Source organism: Streptomyces sp. NPDC024017, from assembly GCF_040638895.1.
Classification (GTDB): domain Bacteria; phylum Actinomycetota; class Actinomycetes; order Streptomycetales; family Streptomycetaceae; genus Streptomyces.
The window spans coordinates 504984-526309 of sequence record NZ_JBEZYZ010000004.1 but is presented as its reverse complement, the minus strand read 5'-3'; the positions used below and the strand labels follow the sequence as shown (position 1 = coordinate 526309).

At 72.3% G+C, this 21326-nt stretch carries 25 protein-coding genes, 1 tRNA gene and 2 pseudogenes; 13 read left to right on the top strand and 15 right to left on the bottom strand.

What is annotated here, in order from left to right; translation table 11 throughout:
- The first annotated feature begins 92 nt into the window (after nt 1-92).
- The gene (gene cobF / locus AB0G20_RS13755; RefSeq protein ID WP_361300628.1) at nt 93-863 is read left to right on the top strand and encodes a precorrin-6A synthase (deacetylating); all 771 of its coding nucleotides are present in this window, start codon (nt 93-95) and stop codon (nt 861-863) included.
- A 59-nt stretch (nt 864-922) separates the two neighbouring features.
- On the opposite strand, the gene AB0G20_RS13750 is transcribed toward cobF, so the two are convergent.
- The gene (locus AB0G20_RS13750) at nt 923-1663 is read right to left on the bottom strand and encodes a cobalt-precorrin-6A reductase (protein ID WP_361300625.1); all 741 of its coding nucleotides are present in this window, start codon (nt 1661-1663) and stop codon (nt 923-925) included.
- Between the two features lie 85 nt (nt 1664-1748).
- Between AB0G20_RS13750 and AB0G20_RS13745 the strand changes: the two genes are divergently transcribed.
- Nucleotides 1749-2549 carry an HAD-IIA family hydrolase gene (locus tag AB0G20_RS13745; RefSeq protein WP_361300622.1) on the top strand — a complete coding sequence of 267 codons (801 nt, stop codon included), beginning with the start codon at nt 1749-1751 and terminating at the stop codon, nt 2547-2549.
- Here the strand turns inward: AB0G20_RS13745 and AB0G20_RS13740 are convergent.
- Together AB0G20_RS13740 and AB0G20_RS13735 are read right to left on the bottom strand one after the other, a co-directional pair.
- The gene (locus AB0G20_RS13740; RefSeq protein ID WP_361300619.1) at nt 2535-3308 is read right to left on the bottom strand and encodes a sulfite exporter TauE/SafE family protein; all 774 of its coding nucleotides are present in this window, start codon (nt 3306-3308) and stop codon (nt 2535-2537) included. The two genes, AB0G20_RS13745 and AB0G20_RS13740, sit on opposite strands and share 15 nt — an antisense overlap.
- A 105-nt stretch (nt 3309-3413) precedes the next feature.
- A complete protein-coding gene (locus AB0G20_RS13735; protein WP_361300616.1) occupies nt 3414-4601 on the bottom strand; it encodes a thiolase family protein in 1188 nt (395 codons plus the stop codon).
- A gap of 174 nt (nt 4602-4775) precedes the next feature.
- On the opposite strand from AB0G20_RS13735, the gene AB0G20_RS13730 reads away from it, so the two are divergent.
- The 4 genes from AB0G20_RS13730 to AB0G20_RS13715 are packed head-to-tail and all read left to right on the top strand — an operon-like array spanning nt 4776 to nt 6555.
- Nucleotides 4776-5033 carry a WhiB family transcriptional regulator gene (locus AB0G20_RS13730; RefSeq protein ID WP_361300613.1) on the top strand — a complete coding sequence of 86 codons (258 nt, stop codon included), beginning with the start codon at nt 4776-4778 and terminating at the stop codon, nt 5031-5033.
- The gene (locus AB0G20_RS13725; protein ID WP_361300610.1) at nt 5030-5506 is read left to right on the top strand and encodes a DNA starvation/stationary phase protection protein; all 477 of its coding nucleotides are present in this window, start codon (nt 5030-5032) and stop codon (nt 5504-5506) included. Before AB0G20_RS13730 ends, AB0G20_RS13725 begins: the two co-directional genes overlap by 4 nt.
- A gap of 53 nt (nt 5507-5559) precedes the next feature.
- Complete coding sequence (locus AB0G20_RS13720) at nt 5560-5904, top strand: DUF3140 domain-containing protein (protein WP_175436034.1); 345 nt, start codon at nt 5560-5562, stop codon at nt 5902-5904.
- 3 nt (nt 5905-5907) lie between these two features.
- Nucleotides 5908-6555: an endonuclease gene (locus AB0G20_RS13715; RefSeq protein WP_361300607.1), complete on the top strand. Its 648-nt coding sequence runs from the start codon at nt 5908-5910 to the stop codon at nt 6553-6555.
- A 48-nt stretch (nt 6556-6603) separates the two neighbouring features.
- Here AB0G20_RS13715 and AB0G20_RS13710 read toward each other — a convergent pair whose 3' ends face one another.
- From AB0G20_RS13710 to AB0G20_RS13680, 7 genes are read right to left on the bottom strand one after another with little or no spacing between them, the layout of a single operon-like run.
- Entirely contained in the window at nt 6604-7293 is a 690-nt protein-coding gene (locus tag AB0G20_RS13710; protein ID WP_361300604.1) for an SDR family oxidoreductase, read from the bottom strand.
- Nucleotides 7290-8171: a cupin domain-containing protein gene (locus tag AB0G20_RS13705; protein WP_361300601.1), complete on the bottom strand. Its 882-nt coding sequence runs from the start codon at nt 8169-8171 to the stop codon at nt 7290-7292. Before AB0G20_RS13705 ends, AB0G20_RS13710 begins: the two co-directional genes overlap by 4 nt.
- Nucleotides 8168-9529, bottom strand: coding sequence for an amidohydrolase family protein (locus AB0G20_RS13700; protein ID WP_361300598.1), 1362 nt, complete (start codon nt 9527-9529; stop codon nt 8168-8170). Before AB0G20_RS13700 ends, AB0G20_RS13705 begins: the two co-directional genes overlap by 4 nt.
- 41 nt (nt 9530-9570) lie before the next feature.
- Nucleotides 9571-10551, bottom strand: coding sequence for an alpha-ketoacid dehydrogenase subunit beta (locus AB0G20_RS13695; RefSeq protein ID WP_361300595.1), 981 nt, complete (start codon nt 10549-10551; stop codon nt 9571-9573).
- Complete coding sequence (locus AB0G20_RS13690; protein ID WP_361300592.1) at nt 10539-11516, bottom strand: thiamine pyrophosphate-dependent dehydrogenase E1 component subunit alpha; 978 nt, start codon at nt 11514-11516, stop codon at nt 10539-10541. The genes AB0G20_RS13695 and AB0G20_RS13690 overlap by 13 nt, the downstream gene beginning before the upstream one ends.
- Complete coding sequence (locus AB0G20_RS13685; protein WP_361300589.1) at nt 11516-12841, bottom strand: Xaa-Pro peptidase family protein; 1326 nt, start codon at nt 12839-12841, stop codon at nt 11516-11518. Before AB0G20_RS13685 ends, AB0G20_RS13690 begins: the two co-directional genes overlap by 1 nt.
- Nucleotides 12842-12893: 52 nt before the next feature.
- Nucleotides 12894-13571, bottom strand: a complete 678-nt coding sequence (locus AB0G20_RS13680; protein ID WP_361300586.1) for an XRE family transcriptional regulator — start codon at nt 13569-13571, stop codon at nt 12894-12896.
- Between the two features lie 173 nt (nt 13572-13744).
- On the opposite strand from AB0G20_RS13680, the gene AB0G20_RS13675 reads away from it, so the two are divergent.
- From AB0G20_RS13675 to AB0G20_RS13655, 5 genes and pseudogenes are all read left to right on the top strand, one after another.
- On the top strand, nt 13745-14560 hold the full coding sequence (locus tag AB0G20_RS13675) for a hypothetical protein (RefSeq protein WP_361300583.1): 816 nt from the start codon (nt 13745-13747) through the stop codon (nt 14558-14560).
- Nucleotides 14561-14712: 152 nt separating this feature from the next.
- Complete coding sequence (locus tag AB0G20_RS13670; RefSeq protein ID WP_361300580.1) at nt 14713-15525, top strand: SAM-dependent methyltransferase; 813 nt, start codon at nt 14713-14715, stop codon at nt 15523-15525.
- Between the two features lie 51 nt (nt 15526-15576).
- A pseudogene (locus tag AB0G20_RS13665) lies at nt 15577-15846 on the top strand (glutamine synthetase); the annotation flags it as partial.
- 12 nt (nt 15847-15858) lie between these two features.
- Nucleotides 15859-16281: pseudogene (locus tag AB0G20_RS13660) on the top strand (amidohydrolase); the annotation flags it as partial.
- Nucleotides 16282-16357: 76 nt separating this feature from the next.
- Nucleotides 16358-16894 carry an NUDIX hydrolase family protein gene (locus AB0G20_RS13655; protein ID WP_361300577.1) on the top strand — a complete coding sequence of 179 codons (537 nt, stop codon included), beginning with the start codon at nt 16358-16360 and terminating at the stop codon, nt 16892-16894.
- A 100-nt stretch (nt 16895-16994) separates the two neighbouring features.
- Here AB0G20_RS13655 and AB0G20_RS13650 read toward each other — a convergent pair.
- A tRNA-Pro gene (locus AB0G20_RS13650) sits at nt 16995-17068 on the bottom strand.
- Between the two features lie 135 nt (nt 17069-17203).
- Between AB0G20_RS13650 and AB0G20_RS13645 the strand changes: the two genes are divergently transcribed.
- A complete protein-coding gene (locus AB0G20_RS13645; protein ID WP_361300574.1) occupies nt 17204-17908 on the top strand; it encodes a transketolase in 705 nt (234 codons plus the stop codon).
- A 28-nt stretch (nt 17909-17936) separates the two neighbouring features.
- Nucleotides 17937-18848, top strand: coding sequence for a transketolase (locus AB0G20_RS13640; protein ID WP_361300571.1), 912 nt, complete (start codon nt 17937-17939; stop codon nt 18846-18848).
- Nucleotides 18849-18861: 13 nt separating this feature from the next.
- Here the strand turns inward: AB0G20_RS13640 and AB0G20_RS13635 are convergent, their stop codons facing one another.
- From AB0G20_RS13635 to AB0G20_RS13620, 4 genes are read right to left on the bottom strand one after another with little or no spacing between them, the layout of a single operon-like run.
- On the bottom strand, nt 18862-19218 hold the full coding sequence (locus AB0G20_RS13635) for an MmcQ/YjbR family DNA-binding protein (RefSeq protein WP_361300568.1): 357 nt from the start codon (nt 19216-19218) through the stop codon (nt 18862-18864).
- Nucleotides 19219-19248: 30 nt separating this feature from the next.
- Nucleotides 19249-19776 (bottom strand): GNAT family N-acetyltransferase, encoded by a 528-nt coding sequence (locus tag AB0G20_RS13630; RefSeq protein WP_361300565.1) that lies wholly within the window; start codon nt 19774-19776, stop codon nt 19249-19251.
- Nucleotides 19773-20345 carry an XRE family transcriptional regulator gene (locus tag AB0G20_RS13625; RefSeq protein WP_361300562.1) on the bottom strand — a complete coding sequence of 191 codons (573 nt, stop codon included), beginning with the start codon at nt 20343-20345 and terminating at the stop codon, nt 19773-19775. The genes AB0G20_RS13630 and AB0G20_RS13625 overlap by 4 nt, the downstream gene beginning before the upstream one ends.
- 46 nt (nt 20346-20391) lie before the next feature.
- Nucleotides 20392-21294: a LysR family transcriptional regulator gene (locus tag AB0G20_RS13620; RefSeq protein ID WP_361300559.1), complete on the bottom strand. Its 903-nt coding sequence runs from the start codon at nt 21292-21294 to the stop codon at nt 20392-20394.
- Between the last annotated feature and the right edge of the window lie 32 nt (nt 21295-21326).

The window sequence follows — 21326 nt, the reverse complement described above, 5'->3', positions numbered from 1 at the left end:
CTGCGGCGACGGACGATCGCCTCGCCCGTTCCAGAGGACGACGAGCCGACCTCGGTGTACCCGTCCCGATCTCCGTGCGGCAGACTCGGGCCGTGCGAAAGATTCATGTCATCGGTATCGGCGCGGGCGACCCCGACCAGCTCACCCTCCAGGCCGTCAGGGCGCTGCGGAGCACGGATGTGTTCTTCATCCTGGAGAAGGGCGAGGTGAAGGCGGATCTCACCGGGCTGCGCCGGGACATGCTCGACGCGCACGTACCTGACGGGACGTACCGCGTCGTCGAGGCGCGCGACCCGGAACGGGACCGCAGTGCCGGCGGCGCGGCCTACTCCCCGGCCGTCGGGGACTGGCGCAGCGCCCGTGCCGACATCTACGAGCGGCTCATCACCGAGGAGCTCGGCGAGGAGCAGACCGGCGCGTTCCTGGTGTGGGGCGACCCGTCGCTGTACGACAGCACGCTGGGGATCCTGGAGGAGGTGCTGGAGCGGGGCGCCGTGGCGTTCGAGTACGACGTCGTGCCCGGCATCAGCAGCGTCTCGGCGCTCGTCGCCCGGCATCGCACGGGCCTCAACCGCGTGGCCCGCCCGGTGCAGATCACCACCGGGCGGCGGCTTGCGGAGGGCTTCCCGGAGGGCGTGGACGACGTGGTGGTGATGCTCGACGCCCACCAGACCTTCCGGCAGTACGCGCAGGAGGACGTCGACATCTACTGGGGCGCCTACATCGGCACTCCGGACGAGATCCTCGTCTCCGGCCCGATCGCCGAGGCGGCCCCCCGCATCGAGCGGCTGCGGGCCGAGGCCCGTGAGCGCAAGGGCTGGATCATGGACACGTATCTGCTGCGCCGGCACCCCCGCGACTGAAGGGGACCGGCGGGCACGTCTCCGGCGAAGTCCCTCACGACCGGCTCGGTGTGAGCGCCCTACCCCATCCCCAGCCGGTCCAGCACGCCCTCCACGTCGGGTACGGCCGTCACCCCGTCCGGCAGCGGCGGCCTCCGTACGACCACGACGGGCAGCCCGAGGTCCCGGGCCGCGGTCAGTTTGGCCGCCGTCGCCGCTCCCCCGCTGTCCTTGGTCACCAGGACGTCGACGCGGTGCTCGCGCAGCAGGGCCGTCTCGCCGGGGACGGTGAACGGGCCGCGGGCGAGCAGCACATGGGTGTCGGGCGGCATCGGCGGCTCGGGGGGATCCACCGACCGCACGACGAAGTGGAGTCGCGTCAGGTGGGCGAAGGAGGCCAGGCCGAGACGCCCGGTGGTGAGCAGCACCCGGCGGCCGAGACGCGGAAGCAGGTCCGCGGCGGCCTCCAGTGACGGGACCGGGTGCCAGTGGTCCCCGGGGCCGGGCCGCCACCCGGGGCGGCGGAGCACCACCGCGGGTACACCGGTCTCGGTCGCGGCGCGCGCCGCGTTGGCCGTGATCGACTCGGCGAACGGGTGCGTGGCGTCGACGAGTGCGTCCACGCCCTCCTCCCGCAGCCACCCGGCCAGCCCCTCGGCCCCGCCGAAGCCCCCGACGCGCACCTCCCCGTCGAGCGCCCCCGGCTTGGCGACGCGCCCCGCGAGGGACGTCGTGACCCGGACACCGGGACGCGCGGCCAGCACTGCGGCCAGAGCACGGGCCTCGGCCGTGCCGCCGAGGATCAGGACATGAGAGGACACGGCGTCGAGCGTACGAGGTCCGGCACGTGGCCGACGGGACGGGTGCCGACCGGCGGTCGCCGCTCCCTGTGGCTATCGTCCTGGCATGGACTCCGTGCGTGCCGTGCTCGTGGACATCGACGGTGTGCTCACCGTCTCGTGGCAGCCGCTGCCCGGGGCCGTCGAAGCGTTGCGGGAGGTCCGGGAGGCCGCGTTCGGCGTGCTGCTGGTCACCAACACCACCTCCCGTACCCGGGCGTCGATCGCCGGGACGCTGGCGGAGGCGGGGTTTCCGGTGTCCGCCGAAGACATCCTGACCGCGCCCGCCGCCACCGCCGCGTATCTCGCCGAACACTGTCCCGGTGCCCGGTGCGCGCTGCTGAACAGCGGTGACATCGCGGAGGACCTCGACGGGGTCACGGTCGTCGAGGCGGGTGACACCGGGACCGTGCCTGATGTCGTCCTGGTCGGCGGGGCCGGCCCCGAGTTCGGCTACGCGGCGCTCGACCGGGCCTTCGGGCATCTGCAGCGCGGGGCCCGGCTGGTGGCGATGCACCGCAACCTGTACTGGCGTACGGCCGAGGGGCTGCGGCTGGACGCGGGGGCGTTCCTGGCCGGGCTGGAGCGGGCCGCGCGGGTGGAGGCCGAGATCACCGGCAAGCCGTCGCGGGCGTTCTTCGAGTCGGCGCTCGCCCGGCTGGACGTCGGCGCGGACGAGGCGGTGATGGTCGGGGACGACGTCGAGTCCGACGTGCTGGCGGCGCAGCGGGCCGGGGTCACCGGGGTACTCGTGCGGACCGGGAAGTTCCAGCCGGAGACGCTGCGGGACGCCGACGGCACGCCCGACCACGTGATCGACTCCTTCGCGGACCTTCCCGCGCTGCTGCGGGAGTCAGCGCAGGAGTAGCTGCAGACCGCCCACGACCGTCGCCGCGATGACGAGCTGCTCGAACAGCCGCTGGTTGATCCTGTGCACGGCCCACTTGCCGAACAGCGCGCCGGGCACGACGAACGCCACCAGCGCCAGGTCGAGGAGCAGCGAGCGGTCGTCGATCAGGCCGAGGCCGGCGCTGAAGGGCAGCTTGGAGACGTTGACGATCAGGAAGAAGAAGGCCGAGGTGCCGAGGAAGCCGAGCTTGCGGAAACCCGCGGAGAGCAGGTACATCGACATCACGGGGCCGCCCGCGTTGGCGACCATGGTGGTGAAGCCGCCGAGGACACCGTAGGAGCGGGCCTTGAGGCGGCCCGAGCGCGTGGTGACCGAGTCCGGTTCCTCCTCCTTTTCGGCCGTACGCCGGCGCCAGACCGTCACGGCCGCCATCAGCAGCAGGATCGCGCCGATCGAGGTCCGCACGACCGCGTCGTCCGCCCAGACCAGGAACACCGTGCCGACGACGACGCCCGCGGCGACCGCCGGGAACAGCCGCCACAGGGTGGGCCAGTGGGCGTGCCGCCGGTAGGTGGCGACGGCCAGGAGGTCTCCGGCGATCAGGATGGGCAGCAGCACGCCGGTGGAGGCGCGGGCGGGCAGCACCGCCGCGAAGATGGCGAGGCTGACCGTGTTGGCCCCGCTCACGGCGGTCTTCGAGAAGCCGACGAGCAGGGCCGCGAAGGCGAGGGCGGCGAACTCCCAGCCGGTGATGTGCCAGAGCGTCATGGTGTTCATGCGAACACTGATGCTATGTGCAACGAACAGGTGCCCGTAAGCGCTGTCTCGCCTGGTGGGCCCGCCAGGGCCGCCGGGGCCGCCAGGACCGCCGCCCGTCTGCCGCTACGTGCGCTCGACGAGGACCGCGCTGCCCTGCCCGACCCCGACGCACATCGTGGCGAGCCCCCGCCCCGCCCCCGTACGCCGCATCCGGTGGAGCAGCGTGGTGAGGATGCGCGCGCCGGAGCAGCCCAGGGGGTGGCCGAGGGCGATGGCGCCGCCGCTGGCGTTGACCAGGTCGGGGTCGATGCCGAGCTGGTCCACGCAGGCCAGGGCCTGGGCGGCGAAGGCCTCGTTGAACTCGGCCTCCTCCAGGTCGGCGACGCTCCAGCCGGCGCGGGTGAGCACCTTGCGGGTGGCGGGGACGGGGCCGATGCCCATGACGTCGGGGTGGACACCGGCGGAGGCGCCGGCGACGTAGCGGCCCAGGGACTCCAGGCCCAGGTCGTTGAGGGCCTCCTCGCTGACGAGGAGGAGTCCTGCGGCGCCGTCGTTCATCGGTGAGGCGTTGCCCGCGGTGACCGTGCCGCCGTCGCGGAAGACCGGCTTCAGCCGGGACAGCTTCTCGAAGGAGGTGTCCTCGCGGACGCACTCGTCGGTGTCGACGACCACGCCGTCGGGGCGCTCCACGGGGAGGAGCTCGTCGTCGAAGTGGCCGTTCTTGCGGGCCTGGGCGGCGCGTTGGTGGCTGCGCAGGGCGAAGTCGTCCTGGCGTTCGCGCGGGATGCCGTACCGCGCGGCGACCTCCTCGGCCGTCTCGCCCATGGCCAGCAGGCCGTGCAGATCGCGCATCGCCGGGTTGACCAGACGCCAGCCGAGGCGGGTGTCGGCGGTCTCCATGCGGTGCGGCAGGGCGTCGTCGGGGCGGGGCAGGACGAAGGGGGCGCGGCTCATCGACTCGGAGCCGCCGGCGATCACGATGTCGGCCTCGCCCGCGGCGACGGTGCGGGCGGCGGTGGTCACGGCCTCCAGGCCCGAGGCGCAGAGGCGGTTGACGGTGGCGCCGGGCACGGAGTCGGGCAGGCCGGCGAGCAGCGCGGCCATGCGGGCGACGTTGCGGTTGTCCTCGCCGGCCTGGTTGGCGGCGCCCCAGTAGACGTCGTCGATGCGGGCCGGGTCCAGCGCGGGCACGCCGGTGACCAGGGCCCGGACGACGGTCGCGGCGAGGTCGTCGGGCCGTACCGAGGAGAGGGATCCCCGCAGTTTGCCGATGGGGGTGCGGCGGGCGGCCGCGAAGTGGACGGGACGCACGAGAGGCTCCTCACACCGCGCATTAATTAGCACTGCTAGTTTCGGACTATAGACCCTTGGCTCACTGCCTGTGAAGATTCTGCGCCTCCCGGGGCTCCCGACGGGCCATATCGCAGGCCGGACGACCCTCATGCGTCGCGTTTGCACCAGTGCGCCCGGGGCACCCGCGCGTTCATGGAGTGGTTGCGGAGCGCCGCCTGCGTGGACGAGGACCCCGAGCTGTTCTTTCCCGTCGGCACCGCCGGCCCCGCCCTGCGTGACGTGAGCGCCGCGAAGCGGGTCTGCGCGCGCTGCCCGGTGACCGACCAATGCCTGAGCTTCGCGCTGAGCAGCGGCCAGGCCACGGGCGTGTGGGGCGGCACCGGCGAGGAGGAGCGCGATGCACTGCGCCGCACCACCAGGAACGACGCGAGGAGGAGAAGCGCCCTATGACGGCTGTGAGGAGCACCCTGCCCGACGACGCCCGAAAGGTCGCCTGCGAGGCACTCCAGGACACCCTGGTGGATCTGCTCGGGCTCTCGCTGGCCGGGAAGCAGGCGCACTGGAACATCGTCGGACCCCGGTTCCGGTCCATCCACCTCCAGCTCGACGAGGTGGTCACGGCGGCACGGGACTTCGCCGACACGGTCGCGGAGCGGTCCGCGGCGCTGGGCGTCCCGCCGGACGGCCGGCCGGAGACCATCGCCAAGGACTTCACGCTGCCCGCCCCGAAGGAGGGCTGGGTGCGCGACTCGGACGCCGTGCAGGTGATGGTGGAGGCACTGGAAGGCGCGGTCGGCCGGCTGCGCGAGCGCATCGACGCGACCGAGAAGGCTGATCCGGTCACCCAGGACCTGCTGATCAGCATCACCGCGGAGCTGGAGAAGCAGCGGTGGATGTTCGACGCCGAGAACTTCCCCCGCTGACCTGCGAGACAACGGCGCAGACCATCCGACGGACGTACGGAAAGGGGCAGGCGATGACCGACGCCCTCGAACTCGACGCGCTGTGGGAGGACTTCCACCGCGTGGTGAACATGACCTCGCAGGAACTCGCGGCCTGGCTGCGGGTCCGCGACGCCGACGAGGCCACCGAACCGCTGCCGGACCAGGCGGGCTCGGCCACCGGGCAGCACGTCCTGGCCATCCTCCAGAAACGGCGCACCGACCTGACCGAGGACGACCTGCGCGTGATGCGCAAGGTCGTGGACACGGTCACGGACCAGGTGGACCTCGAGAACGAACCCGAGCCCGAGGTGACGGCCGAGGACACCCGCCGCCGGCACCGGCTGATGACGGTCGGGCACGATCCGCTGAAGGGGTAGGCCGTGAGCCGCCCGGAGCGCGTCGTACGGGAACTCGTCGGCGCGCACGGCCGGACGTACGCCGAGGAGGCGGGCATCGGGCTGAAGGACACCCCGCAGCCGCTGTACCGGCTGCTGGTGCTGTCCCACCTGCTCAGTGCCCGTATCCGCGGCTCGATCGCGCTGGCCACCGCCCGTGCCCTGCACGAGGCGGGGCTGCGCGATCCGCGCCGTATGGCTCAGGCTTCCTGGCAGCAGCGGGTCGACGCGCTGGGCCGGGGCGGCTACCGGCGCTACGACGAGCGCACGGCCACCCAGCTCGGTGACGCCGCCGAGCTGTTGAGCGAGCGGTGGGGCGGCGATCTGCGGCGGCTTCGCCGGGAGGCGGACGGCAATATCTCGGAACTGCGCCGCCTGCTCCAGGAGTTCCCCGGAATCGGGCCTGCGGGTGCCGACATCTTCCTGCGCGAGGCGCAGGGCGTCTGGCCGGAGGCGGCCCCCTACCTCGACGCCAAGGCCCTGCAGGGCGCCGAGCGGCTGGACCTGCCGAAGGACCCGGAGCGCCTCACCGAACTGGCCGGTGACACCGACCCGGCCGTCCTCGCCGCCGCGTTGGTGCGGGCGGCGGTGGACAAGGAGGTCGCGGAGGACACACTGCGGCGTGCCGGGTGACCGGTACCTCCGCCGGTACTCCCGCCGGTACCTCCGCCACAAAGTCGCTCACCCGAGCAACCAGCCCCCGTCCACCGTCAGTTCGACGGCGTTCACCGACCGGTTGCGCAGCAGGAAATCCACCGCGTCCACCACGTCCGTCATCGCGGCGAGCCGCCCCGTGGGCGTCTCGGTGCGCAGCGTGGCGAGCACCCTCTCCGGTTTGGCCTGCCAGTACGGGCTGTCGCCGACGACACCGGGATGCACGGCGTTGACCCGGACGGGAGCCAGCTCGACGGCCAGGGAGTTCATCAGGCCCCGCACCCCCGCGTTGACCGTCGCCACGGTCGTCGCGCCCGGGTAGGGGCGTTCCTTGGCCTGGCCGCCGAACAGCACGATGGAGCTGTCGTCGTGCAGCCTCCTCCGCAACGTGTGCACGACCTCCGTGTAGCCGACGAGCTTGAGCGTGACCAGGCGCAGGGCGGCGTCGATGTCGTACTCGGTCACCTTGTTGTCGTCCCGTTCGATGCCCGCGATCACCAGATGGTCGACGCGCCCCATGCCGGCCAGGGCCGCCGCGATCTCCAGCGGCCGCGTCAGGTCGAGGGCGAGTCCGCGTGCGCCGACCTCCTTCGCGACCGTTTCGGCCCGCTGGGGGTCGCGGCTGGTGAGAACGACGTCGTCCCCGCGCCCGGCCCGCGTGCGGGCGAACTCGAGTCCGATTCCGGACGTGCCGCCGACGACGAGCACACTGCTCATGACTTCTCCTCCAGTGCCGCGCGCAGGTAGTCCCAGTCCCTCGTGAACCGGTACGAGTGCCGCGACGGCGGTTGCGGCGCCTGTGTCTCCAGCCAGCGCAGCGGCCCGTGGCCCGCGTTGACGAACCCGTGCACACACCCGGCGCCCGCCCAGGCCAGATCGCCGGGCTCCAGCCGGTACCGCTCGCCGTCGAGGGTGGCCTCGGCCACGCCCTCCAGGATCAGGTAGGTCTCCTCGAAGGGGTGATCGTGGGTGCCGATGACCCCGTCGGACGCGTACTGCACCATGAACATCGTCGAGGCGACCGCGCCCAGATCGCCGTCGATCATCATCTTCACCGTGATCCCGCTGTAGACCAGCAGCGCGGTGCGCATGCTCGCCGTGGCGGCCAGCAGGTCCTGCGACTGTCTGCCGGGATCCATCTGGCCGGGCTCGAAGTGGCCGAAGGAACGGGTGCGCGGGTCGCGGACGTCCACCCGGGCCGGCTCGCGCGCGGGCAGGTCCGGCACGGTCTGGGTGTCGTGTCCGTAGCGGGCCCGCGGCACCGGGGCCAGCATGTCCGCCCAGCGGCCGCCGGTGCCCCCGGCCCCGCGCCAGGCGTGCGGGACACCGGTCGGCAGCAGACCGTAATCGCCCTCCTCCAGCAGGTGCGAGCCCTCGGGCACATCGAGGATCACAGCCCCGTCGAGGATGTGGAAGCCCTCCTCGTACGAGTGCACATGGGCGGGGACCCGGCCGTCCGGGAGCAGTTCGCACAGGCCGAAACCGGTGTGGACGCTGCCGTCGTCCTCACCGACCAGCGCCCGCCGCCGGTGGCCGTGGCCGTCGTGGGGCGGCTCGGGCAGGTCGGCGGCGCGGCGCACCAGGTGATGGCTCATGCCGGTGCCTTCGCCGCCTTAGCCTCCTTCGCCGCGAGGAGCCGGTCGCGGGACTCGCCGACGAGCCGCAGGGCGCGTGCCGTGTCGCCGAGGAGCTGGCCGTCGCGTTTGCGGATCACGCCGTCGACGAGGACGGTGTCGACGTTGGACACGTCGGCGCACAGCGTCACCGCGGCCACCGCGTCGTGCACCGGGGCGACGTTCGGCGCGGTGGCGTCGATCGCGACGATGTCGGCGCGCTTGCCGGGGGTCAGGGAGCCGGTGCGGTCCTCCAGCCCGGCGACGTGTGCGCCGTTCACGGTGGCGATCTCCAGCATCTGGCGTGCTGTCAGCATGGTGCTGGGCACGGGCATGTTGGCCTGCCAGCAGTCGGCGTTCACGCGGGCGCGCTCGGCAGCGAAGGCCGCGCGGATCTCGGTGAACATGTCGCCGGGCACCGTGGTGACGACGTCGATGCTGAGCGAGGGCCGCAGACCGTGCTCGATGGCCTGCATCACGGGCGGCCAGCCGTGCCCCATCTGGAGCTCCACCTGCGGCGCGACCGACACCGTGCCGCCGCTGTCGGCGACCATCCGCCACTCCTCCCCGCTGAGGTAGCAGCTGTGGACGTAGGTGGTGTCCGGGCCGAGCAGCCCCAGGTCGTGGAGTTGCTTCACCATGCCGAAGCGGCCGGCCAGCCGCCCCATGGCCACGTGCACGGTGATCGGGAGGCCCAGCTCGCGGGCCATGGCCCACTCGGCGGCGACGACCTCGTCGACGCAGAAGCCGGGGCCCCGGGTGGCGAGGCCCATGGTCAGCAGGCCGTCGTCGGACGCGAAGTGCGTCGACCGGATCCGCCGTACGTCGTCCGCCGGGATCGCGATCCTGCTCTCGAACCAGTACTCCGCGAGGGAGGTGTTGGCGCTGCCGTACGCGTACTGCGCCCGGATGCCGGACTCCGCCAGGCCCTGGATCGCCGCGTCCGGGTGCTCGGGGGTGTTGTTGATGTGCGACCAGTCGACGAGCGTGGTGATGCCGGCGTTGAGGCACTCCAGCGCGCCCGCGAGATTGCCGGCGTACACGTCCTCCGGGGTGTACAGGGGTGCGAACGTGTCGAGGATGTCGACGAAGTAGTCGTCGAGGGTGGCATCGGGTGCGACGCCCCGGATGGGGGCCTCCCAGGTGTGGCGGTGGGTGTCGACGAAGCCGGGGATCACGATGTGGCCGGTCATGTCGAGGACCTCGGCGTCGGCGCTGATCTCGGGCTCGACGGCCGCGATCCTGCCGTCCTCGACGAGGACGTCCCCCTGGGGCAGGTCCCCGATGTCCGGGTCCATCGAGATCACGTGACCGGAGCGCAGCAGTGTCCTTGTGGTCATCGCGCTTCCTCCCATGGGGTGTTCGGTGGCGGATGTGCGGCTCAGTACGCGGCGAGCCTGCGGACCTCCGTGACGACCTTGTCGACGGTGGGGATCACCTGCGCCTCCAGCGCGTCGGCGAACGGCAGCGGGACGCACTCCCCCGCGACCCGCCGCACGGGCGCGTCCAGCAGGCCGAATCCCTCGTCGGCGACGACCGAGACGACGGTGCCGCCCCAGCCGCCCTGGTACGGGTTCTCCTCGACGGTGACGAGCCGCGAGGTCCTGCGCAGCGAGGCGAGGACGGCCGCGGCGTCCAGCGGGATCAGGCAGCGCAGGTCGATCACTTCGGCCTCGATGCCCTCCCCGGCCAGTACGTCGGCGGCCGTCAGGGCCAGGGGCACCATGGAGGCGAGCGCGACCAGCGTGACGTCGGTGCCCTCGCGGACGACGGCTGCCCGGCCCAGCTCGACGACGTGATCGGCCGGGGGCGGCGGGCCCTTGGTCGCGAACAGTCCCTTGTGCTCGAAGAAGACCACCGGGTCGTCGCTGCGGATCGCCGCCGCCAGCAGGCCGATGACGTCGGCGGGTGTCGCCGGTGCCGCGATCTTCAGCCCGGGGACGGTCAATGCCCAGTTCTCGGTGGCCTGGGAGTGCTGGGCGCCGAAGCCGAGCCCGCCGCCGTTGGCGGTGCGCACGACGAGGGGCACCGTCACCTGGCCGCCGGTCATGTAGCGGACCTTGGGGATCTCGTTGGCGAGGTAGTCCCAGCAACAGGCCAGGAAGTCGGAGAACATGATCTCCGCGACGGGCCGCATCCCGGTCATGGCGGCGCCCATCGCCGCGCCCACGATGGCCTGTTCGGATATGGGCGTGTCCCACACCCGCTCGGGCCCGAACTCCTCTCGCAGCCCCGTGGTCGTCTTGAACACCCCGCCGGCCGCGCCGATGTCCTCCCCGAGGCACACCACCGACGTGTCCCGCCGCATCTCCCGGGCGAGGCCCTCGGCGACCGCGTCCCGGTAGGTGATCACGTCCGCCATGCGGCACCTCCGTCCGCCCACACGTCGGTCAGTGCCTCGCGCGGATCGGGCGGCGGCGCGGCCTTCGCCGCCTCCACGGCCCGCTCCACGACGGCCCGGGCCCGCTCGTCGGCCTCGGCGACCTTCTCCTCCCCTACGCCCAGCTCGGCGAGGCGCCCGCGCGCGAGGTCCAACGGGTCGTGCTTCAGCCAGCGTTCGACCTCCTCGGCCGGGCGGTAGGCCGCCGGGTCGGTGCGGCTGTGTCCGAAGTGACGGTAGGTCTCGGCCTCCAGCACGGCGGGCCCGTCTCCGGCCCGGGCCCGCCGCGCGAGCCGCCCCACCGCCTCCTCGACCGCCACGACGTCGTTGCCGTCGACGACCTCGCCCGGGATGCCGTAGGCCGGGGCCCGGTCGGCGGCGGGGCGGGGCACGGCCGTGACGTCGGCGATCGGCGTGTACTCCATGTACAGGTTGTTCTCGCACACGAACAGCACCGGCAGCTTCCACACGGCGGCCAGGTTGAGCGACTCGTGGAAGGCGCCGATGTTGGTCGCGCCGTCGCCGAAGAAGGCGACCGCGAGCTGGTCGGTGCCCCGCAGCCGGGCCGACCACGCCGCGCCCACGGCCATCGGGAGATGGGAACCGACGATGGCGTACGAGCCGAGCATGCCGGTGGCCGCCTTGGTCAGGTGCATGGAGCCGCCCTTGGCCCCGCACAGCCCGGTCGCCCGGCTCATCAGCTCGGCGAGGCACTCCTCGGGGGTGGCGCCCCGGGCGAGGGCGTGGTGGTGGCCCCTGTAGGTGGCGAACACATAGTCGTCCGGGCGCAGGGCGACGCTCGCCCCCACGGCGATCGCCTCCTGCCCGGCGGCCAGGTGGGTGGTGCCCTTCACGAGGCCCCGCAGGAACAGGTCGTGGGCGGCCTTCTCCGTCCGGCGGATGACGTTCATCCGCTCGTAGCAGTCGAGGAGGGCGGTGGCGTCCATCAGCGGTCCCCGGTGTTGAGGTGGGACTGCGCCTCGCGACGCGTGTTCAGCTCGCCGCCCACCGTCCAGTACTTGCGCCCGGCCACCAGCAGTTCCTCCGCGGGGAACTTGGTGATGACCTCGCAGCCGTCGGCGGTGACGACCAGTTCCTCCTCGATCCGGGCGGCCGACCAGCCGTCGGCGGCCGGCCAGTACGTCTCCAGGGCGAACACCATGCCCTCTTCGAGGACTTCGGGGTGGTCGAGGGAGACCAGGCGGCTGAAGATCGGCTTCTCCCAGATCGACAGGCCGACGCCGTGGCCGTACTGCAGGGCGAAGGCGGCGGTCTCGTCGGCGAAGCCGAACTCCTCGGCACGCGGCCAGACCCGCACGATGTCGGCGGTGGTGGCGCCCGGCCGGACCAGGGCGATCGCCTCGTCCATGTACTCCCGGCAGCGCACGTACGCGTCCCGCTGCGCACCGGAGGCGCTGCCCACGGCGAACGTGCGGTAGTAGCAGGTGCGGTAGCCGAGGTGGCTGTGCAGGATGTCGAAGAAGGCCGGATCGCCGGGGCGGATCAACCGGTCGCTGTAGACGTGCGGATGCGGTGAACAGCGCTCCCCGGAGATGGCGTTGACGCCCTCGACGTACTCGCTGCCGAGGTCGTAGAGCACCTTGCTGACCACGCCGACGCACTCGTTCTCGCGCACCCCCGGGCGCAGGTGGCCGTACAGCTCCTCGTAGGCGGCGTCGACCATGGCACAGGCCTGGGTGAGCAGGGCGATCTCGTCGCCGGTCTTGATGCGGCGGGCCTCCAGGAAGACCTGCTGTCCGTCGACGACGTCGATGCCCTCGGCGCGCAGGGCGGCGAGGACCGGCATCTCGGCGACGTCGACGCCGAGGGGTTCGCCCGCGAGCCCGTGGTCGCGCAGTTCGGCGGCGATCTTGGCGGCCACGTCCTCGGCGATCCCGGCGTCCGGGTGGAAGGCGCCGCGCAGGGTGGAGATACCGGCCCGGGCGCCGGTGGGCGGGCCGCCCTTGCCGTCGCTGTAGTCGAGCCACGGGTTGTACAGCTGGTGGTGGCGGGCGGCGGAGCCGAAGTCCCATACGACCGGTTCGCCGTCGCGCACCAGAAGGGCGAAACGGATCAGCTTGTCCATCGCCCAAGTGCCGATGTGGGTGGCCGTCATGTAGCGGATGTTGGCGAAGTCGAAGCTGAGCACCGCGCCCAGCTCGGAGCGGTTCAGCGACTCGTGCAGCCGGGCCAGCCGCTGCCCGCGCAGCCGGTCCAGGTCGATGCGCTCTTCCCAGTCGACGGCGTTGGGTCCGTATGTGTGGATCGCCATGGCGACCACCCCCACTTCGGAGTGAACGCCCGTGTGCAGTGGGTGTCAAGTGTCACTGAACATCGCCGGACACGAACCAGACACCCACAGCCGGTACCCCTCCATCGTTGCGGTAGCGGTGGGGGGTCGTCGACTCGAAGCAGACGGAGTCGCCCGGCCGCACGGTGTACTCCTCGAATCCGAGGGTGAGGATCAGCTCGCCGGAGGTGAGATAGCCGTACTCGGTGCCGGCGTGCCGCATCAGCGCGCCGGAGCCGGAGGACGAGCCGCCGGGGCGGTACGTCACCAGCAGGAAGTCGGCCTCCGCGCCCGGCACCCGCCCGAGACGCTCCCAGACGACCCCCGAGTCCAGCTCCAGCGTCTCGCGCCCGCCCGCGCCGACCAGCGGCCCGATCCGCCGCTCCGGATCGGCGGCGAAGGCGGCGAGGGCGTGCGTCACGGTGATGGGGGACGCGGCGAGCGGCCTTGCTCCGGCGCCCGCCCGGACAGTCCCCCGGAGACCCTCCCGACCACGCTCCCGGGCGTCGAAGAGGGACTCCACGGAGATCCCCAGCGCCGTGGTGATCGCGTACAGCGTGCTGACGGACGGCTGGCTCTTCCCGGTCTCGATCTGCGACACGAGACTCGCCGACACACCGATCTCCCGGGCCAGCGCTCGCAGACTCGTGCCGCGCTCCAGACGAGCCTGCCGGATCCGCGCACCGACCGGCGGCACGACGACAGGGGGCACGGGCGGCTCCTCTCCGGGGCGGGCGTGTGCAGTTTCATTGAACAGCTCACGCGGCGTGCAACGCCAGAGAAGGGCCACGGCGACGCTCACCCGAACGGTCCGACGCCGGTGGTGGGCCGTCAGCGTCGGTGGTGCGCTGTGGGCACGCGTCACGTTCTCAGGAGGCACTCCCGATGACCCGTCGTCCGTCCCGGCTCGTCCGCGTCCTCTTCTCCGCCCTGGCGGCAGGCACACTGCTCTCCACCGCCGCCTGCTCGGACGACGGCGGCACGGACGGTACGCGCGTCTCCGGCATCACCGCGTCGCAGGTCGCCGGGAAGCGGCAGACCCCCTCCCCCACCGCCACCCTCTCCACGAACGGCGCACGGACCGCGCTGATCACCGAGGCGGACATCGAGGACGACTGGACGCAGGTCAAGGACACGGAGGCGGAGAACTGGCACGACAGCCTGCTCATCGGCACGGTCGACGTCTCCGACTTCCTCACCGCCAAGGCCCAGGCGTCCGACTGCCGGCGGCTCCTCGACTCCCTGTTCGACGACGATCTGCTGGGCAGGCCGTCGGGCGCGTCCGAGCTGCGCGGCTTCGAGGAGGGCGACTCCCGCCTGCTGTACCAGGTCGCCTCCTACGACCGGACCGACCCGCAGGACTCCCTGAACTGGGTGGCGACCCTCCCGGAGAAGTGCGACCAGTTCACCGTGACCGACGGCAACGAGCAGCGCACCGTCCAGGTCGTCGAGATCCCGCTGCCCGAGGTGGGCGACGCCCGTCAGGGCCTGCGCGTGACGGTGCAGGGCTCGGCCGGCGGCGACGACGCCACGCTGACCCTGGACGTCGCCGCCGTACGCGTCGGGGACGACGCCATCACCGTCACGGCGGGCGGGCTCGACGGGGACGAGAACGACTCCGTGAAGCAGGCGGTGCGGCAGGGCACCCAGCGCCTCAAGGACGTCCTGGCCGGGAAGTCGCCCGCTGCGAGCCCCAACTAGGGCCTGTTGCACGGCAAGCAGTTCCCCCGCGCACGCCGCACACCACCGGCCGCCGTGCCCGCTCCGCCGATTCCAGGGACAGCGTGATCATCAGCGCGGCACAATGGCGGCGTCGACCGGCTTCGGTCGTGCGTGCGAGGAGAGGACGAGTCGTGAGTGATGGCCACACCCCTTCGGGAGGGTCGGCGAGGCTGAACACCGGTGTGGCGCACAACGCGCGCGTGTGGAACTACTGGATCGGCGGCAAGGACAACTACGAGGTCGACCAGCAGGTCGGCGAGCACGTCGCCGGCATGTTCCCGATCATCCGGGACATCGCCCGGGCGGACCGGGACTTCCTCGGCCGGGCCGTGTCGTACCTCGCCGGTGAGCGCGGAGTGCGGCAGTTCCTCGACATCGGCACAGGACTGCCGACGGCGGACAACACCCACGAGATCGCCCAGCGGATCGCGCCCGACGCGCGCATCGTCTACGTCGACAACGACCCGATCGTGCTGGTGCACGCCCGCACCCTGCTCACCGGCACGCACGACGGCGTCACCGCCTACATCGACGCCGATGTGCACGACCCGGAGGCCATCCTCGAACGGGCAGGGCACACGCTCGACTTCACCCGGCCCATCGCCGTGATGATGCTGGGCATCCTCAACTTCGTCCTGGACGTCGACGAGGCCCGGAACATCGTGCGCCGGGTGATGGACGCGGTGCCCTCCGGCAGCTTCCTGGTCCTCACCCACCCGACCTTCGACGACGAGCTCGGCGGCGCGGGCCAGATCCCTGCCATGAAGTTCTGGAACGAGAACGCCACTCCCCCGATCACGGCCCGCAGCGGCGCGGACATCGCCGGGTTCTTCGAGGGTCTCGAGATGCTCGAACCGGGCATGGTGTCGTGCGGGCAGTGGCACGCCGAGCCCGGATCGGCCGTGCTGGTGCCGCAGTACGGCGCGGTGGCCGTGAAGCCCTGACGCGCGGCGCCGAGGCCCGCCGCTGGGGACCCGGACGACCGAGGAGGACGCATGACCACCCTGGCCGATCCCGTGCCCGGCGGCCGCCCCGGAGACGTCGAGCGGGCCACCGCGCTGAGCGGCGAACTCGCCGGCCGGGGTGTGCACGGTGTCGTGCTGTCCTACGTCGACACCGCGGGCATCGGCCGGGTGAAGACCGTCCCGACGGCCCGGCTCGCCTCCGCGACGGCCCGGCTCGCCTCCGCGGCGGCCTGGGGCGTCGGCATGTCGCCGGTGTTCGACACGTTCCTGGCGAACGACTCCATCGTCACCACCGACGTCCCCTGGAGTGTCAGGGGCGGCCGTCTGGACGACCCGGTCCTCGTACGGCACCTGCTGTGGACCGCCGTCGACCTCGGTCTGCCGCTCCAGCTGCACACCGGGTTCGGCGACAGCGACATCCGGCTGCACCGCGTCGACCCCACCCACCTCACGGACTGGCTGCACCTCACCGCCGGGACGATCCCCGTCCTGCTCCTGCACCTGGAGATCACACCGTTCCGCAAACTGCTGTACAGCTCCGACACCTACGGTGTGCCCGAGTTCCACCACCTCGGGGCACTCGCCTTCCGGCAAGGCCTGGCGGGGCTGCTCCAGGAGCGGGTGGAAGCCGACGAACTGTCCCTGCCGGACGCGCTGCGGATCGCGCCGTGGGCCGGGCGGGACAACGCCCTGCGGGTCTACCGGCTGCAGACCGACGGGCCCAAGGACGATTGAACAGGCGTGTGGCCGGTCACAGTTCTCCAGGAGCGGCTACCCAGGAAGTCCGAACGGCTGAAAGTATGATCAAGCAATGTCTGACATGACCGAAACCACGCCCGGCTGGCTGTCCTCCGACGAACTGGAGATGACACGCGCCCGCATGCCGATCCTGTACGTCGAGGCCGTCCCGGTGCGCGTCGACGACAGCGGCGAAGTGACCAGTGTCGGCCTGCTGCTGCGCATCGGGCCCGACGGTACGGTCAGCCGGACGCTGGTCTCCGGCCGCGTGCTGCACCACGAACGCGTCCGCGACGCCCTCCTGCGCCACCTGGAGAAGGACCTCGGACCGGTCGCGCTGCCCCGCGTCCCGGCGTCGCTCCAGCCGTTCACGGTCGCGGAGTACTTCCCGACACAGGGCGTCACGCCGTACCACGACCCCCGCCAGCACGCGGTGTCCCTCGCCTACATCGTGCCGGTGACGGGCGACTGCCGGCCCCGGCAGGACGCGCTCGACCTGGTGTGGTTCAGCCCGCATGAGGCCGTCTCGGAGGCGTTGCAGAGCGAGATGCCGGGCGGGCACGGGGTGCTGCTGAAGCAGGCACTGGCGCATGCGGGCTGTGCGATCTGACCGTCCGGAGCGGGTCGGGGGCGGCTGACGACCGCCCCGCGATGGCCTGGAACGCAATCAGCGGGTCTGCCGATATCGGCAGACCCGCTGGTCGACTCTGTCGGGACGACAGGATTTGAACCTGCGACCCCTTGACCCCCAGTCAAGTGCGCTACCAAGCTGCGCCACGTCCCGTTGCCCGTCTGACCTGGGGATTCCCCCGGCCGAACGCGCAGGGAAACAATACCGCACTCGCGCCGGTGATCGCGCATCCGTTTCCGGGTGGCGCCACTTGACCTCAACTTTGGTTGAGGTTGCACGCTCGTTCACATGACCGACGCGACACAGACGTACACGTACACGTATGCCGATCTGCCGGGGCTGATGGGCCTGATGACCGGCGACGAGAAGCACGGACCGGCCGCGACGTCCACGCTGGACGTGCTGTGGGTGCTCTACGACCGGGTGCTGCGGGTGAGCCCGGAGGGCAGGGCCGATCCGGGGCGGGACCGGTTCCTGCTGTCGAAGGGGCACGGGCCGATGGCGTACTACGCCGTGCTGGCCGCCAAGGGCTTCGTGCCGGTGGAGTGGCTGCCGGGCTTCGGCTCGTTCGACTCCCCGCTCGGACACCACCCCGACCGGACGCTCGTGCCGGGGGCCGAGATCGGCAGCGGATCACTGGGGCACGGGCTGCCGATCGCCGTCGGCACCGCACTGGGGCTCCGCGCCCAGGGGCTCGACGAGCCGCGGGTGTGGGCGCTGATCGGGGACGCCGAGCTGGACGAGGGCAGCAACCACGAGGCGATCGCCTTCGCCGGGCCCGCAGGGCTGGACCGGCTGCACACCGTCGTCGTCGACAACTCCTCCGCCACCTATGCGCGGCCCGGCGGGATCGCCGCCCGCTTCGAGGCGGCGGGCTGGTCCGCTCTGACCGTCGACGGCCGTGACCACGACGCCCTGTACGCCGCCTTCACCGCGCCGCACCCGGGCCGCCCGCACGTGGTCGTGGCCCGGGTCGAGCCGAAGTCCGCCTGAGCCCCGCGCCGAAAGGAACCCCATCCTCATGGACACCATGCGTGACCGTTTCGCCCCTGTCGTCTCCCGGCTGCTCGACGAGGATCCCCGCGTCGCCGTGGTCCTCGCCGCGATCGGCACGGACGGCTTCGCCGGGGCCGCCCGTCGCCATCCCGGCCGGGTCGTCGACGTCGGCATCCGCGAGCAGCTCCTGGTCGGGGCGGCGGCGGGGCTGGCGCTGACCGGGCTGCGGCCCGTCGTGCACACCTTCGCCAGCTTCCTCGTCGAGCGGCCCTTCGAGCAGGTCAAGCTGGACCTCGGGCACCAGAACGCGGGCGCGGTGCTGGTGAGCGCCGCCGCCTCCTTCGACTGGCCGGCCGGCGGCTACACCCACATGGCGCCCGGCGATGTGGCGCTGCTCGACACCCTGGACGGCTGGACCGTCCATGTGCCGGGGCACCCGGACGAGGCCGAGACGCTGCTGCGGCACGCGGTCGCCGCGGGCGACGACAAGGTGTACGTACGGCTGTCCCTGCAGTCCAACGGGCGGGCGCTGCCGGTGGACGGGGAGCGCTTCCGCACGGCCCGCGAGGGGCGCTCCGGTGTGGTGGTCGCCGTCGGGCCGATGCTCGACGCCGTACTCGCCGCCACCGAGGGGCTGGACGTCACCGTCCTGTACGCGACCACCGTCCGCCCCTTCGACGGGGCCGCCCTGCGCCGGGCCACCGAGGCGGCCGGGACGGACGTCGTCCTCGTCGAGCCCTACCTGACGGGCACCTCGACGGCCGCCGCGAACGACGCGCTGTCGGATGTGCCGCACCGGGTCCTCGGACTGGGCGTGGGCCGTCGCGAGCTGCGGCGGTACGGGCAGCTGGAGGAGCACGTCGCCGCCCACGGTCTCGACGCCCGGTCACTGCGGGAGCGCATCGGGGGCTTCGTCGGGGCGGCGGCTCGCGTGTGAGATCAGGCGGGCGTCACGGCGCGGACAGGCCGAGCCGGGGATGGGCCTCCAGGAGCCGGGTCGGGGCCGCCTGGCGCCAGGAGTCGGCGAGGATGTCCCGCAGCTCGGCCTCGTCCTCGATGGCGTCGAGCCGGGCCCGCACCCAGGCGAACTGCGACTCGTGGTCGGCGATCCAGAACTTCCCCGGCTCGGCGAGCACCAGTTCGTTGCGCTCTTCCTTGGGGCAGCGCACGGCGAGGGAGGTCTCGTCCTCCGGCAGCGTGGCGAACATCTTTCCCGCGACCCGGAACGTGGGCATGCTCCAGGCGATCTTCTCCGTCGTGTCCGGCAGGGACAGGGCGATCCGTCGTACGTCTTCGGCATCCGGCATGGCAGGCACCGTATCGGCTCCCACTGACAATCACCTGGTGAGAGCGGTTGCCGGTACGTGCTTGTAGTAGATCGTCGTCGGCCGCAGCACTCCGCCCGGGTCCGCCGCGTAGTCGGGGATCGCGCCGACCGGGGTCCAGCCGGCGGACCGGTACAGGTGCTCGGCGGGGCTGCCGGTCTCGGTGTCCAGGTGCAGGAGGGTGACACCGGCCGCGGCGGCCGCGTCCTCCGCCGTGGCCAGGAGCCTGCGGCCGAGGCCGCGCCCACGGGCGTCCGGGTGCACCATCAGCTTCACCAGCTCGGCGCGGTGACGGCTGTTGGCCTTGTCGGGGAAGGCCAGACTGACGGTGCCGAGCACCCGGTCACCGTCGTACGCCGCCCACACGACGAGCCGGCCCGCGGCGACGTCGGCTGCGCGCCCCTCCCACCAGGCCAGGGCCTCCGCCCGGCCGAGCGGGGCGAGGAAGCCGACGGAGGCACCACCGTTCACGGTCTCGGCCAGCAGTTCCGCCAACTCCACTGTGCTTTGCAGCAGTTGGGCTTCGTCCAGTCGGATCACGGCCGCACCACCGCCAGCAGGTACCGGACGCCCTCGGGAGCGGCGCACCGGAAGCGGGTCGGCCCCCACACCCGCATCCGCAGGCAGTCGCCAGTGCCGAGGTGGTGGTCGGTGTCCTGCGCGGTCACGTCGAGCGCCCCTTCCAGGACCCAGATGTGCTGCTCCAGTCCCGCGACGGGCGGACGGTCGTAGGCGATGTCGGCGCCGGGTGAGAGACGGGCCTCGACGAGTTCGCCGCGCAGGGCGGAATGCGGAGGTGACACGGACCGCCGCACGAAGCCGGAGGCGCGGTCCTGCCACACGGGCTGGCCGGTGGAGCGGACGACGGCCTCGGGTTCGGCCTCGACCTCGCTGAGCAGCTGGGACATGGTCCGCCCGTAGACGGCGCACAGGCGGTTCAGGAGGGAGGCCGTGGGGCTGATCTCCGCCCGTTCGGCCCGGGACAGGGTGGACCGGCTCACCCCGCTGCGGTCGGCCAACTCGCCCAGGGACCAGCCGTGTTCGGCCCGCAGCTCGGCCAGGCGTGTGCCCAGCCGGGCGTCGACGGGGTCCGCCTCGTCGTTTCTCATATCCGGGACGCTATCCCGGATGTGAGACAGCCGTGTTAAGGGATGCTCACACCTGGGCCGCCGCGCCGAGCGCGTCCAGCACCGGGCGGATCAGGGGGTGCTCCTCGGCTCCCCTGCGCACGGCGGCGAAGACCCGGCGGGTGGGGGCCGTCCCGTCGACGGGGCGTACGACCACGCCGGTGAGGTCCATGCCGCGCAGCGCCGAGCGCGGCACCAGGGCGACTCCGGCGTCCGCCGAGGCGAGGGCGACGACCGCGCGGAAGTCGTCCGAGGAGTGCTCCATGCGCGGCTGGAAACCGGCGTTCTCGCAGGCCAGGATCACCACGTCGTGGCAGGGGTTGCCGGGGTACTGGCCGATCCACGGGTCCTTGGCCAGGTCGGCGAGCGGCACCTCGGCCGCATCGGCCAGGCGGTGGGTGACCGGGACGACGGCGTCGAAGGGCTCGGCGTACAGCGGGACGTGGGTGAGGCGCGGGTCGTCTGCGGGCGGGGCCCCGCGGTACTCGACGGCGACCGCGACGTCGACCTGCCGGTCCAGCACCATCGGGAGGCTGGCGTCGCCCTCGGCGTCCTGGACGCGGATGCGGATCCCGGGTGCCGACCGGGCGAGAGAGGCCACGGCGGGCGCGACGACCAGGGCGATGCCGGTCGCGAACGAGGCCACGGTGACGGTGCCGGCCGCCCCCGAGCTGTACGCGGCGAGCTCGGCCTCGGCCCGCTCCAGCTGGGCGAGGACCGCGTTGGTGTGGTTGAGCAGGATCTCGCCGGCGGGAGTGAGCCGTACGCCCTTGGCGCCGCGCTCGACGAGCCGGTGGCCGGTCTCCTGCTCCAGGGCGGCGAGCTGCTGGGAGACGGCCGACGGGGTGAGGTACAGCGCGGCGGCAGCCGCCGTCACCGTACGGTGGTCGGCCACCGCCCGGAGGATGTGGAGCCGCCGCGCTTCGATCATGTGATCGATTGTCTCAAATTCGCCCCGTGCTG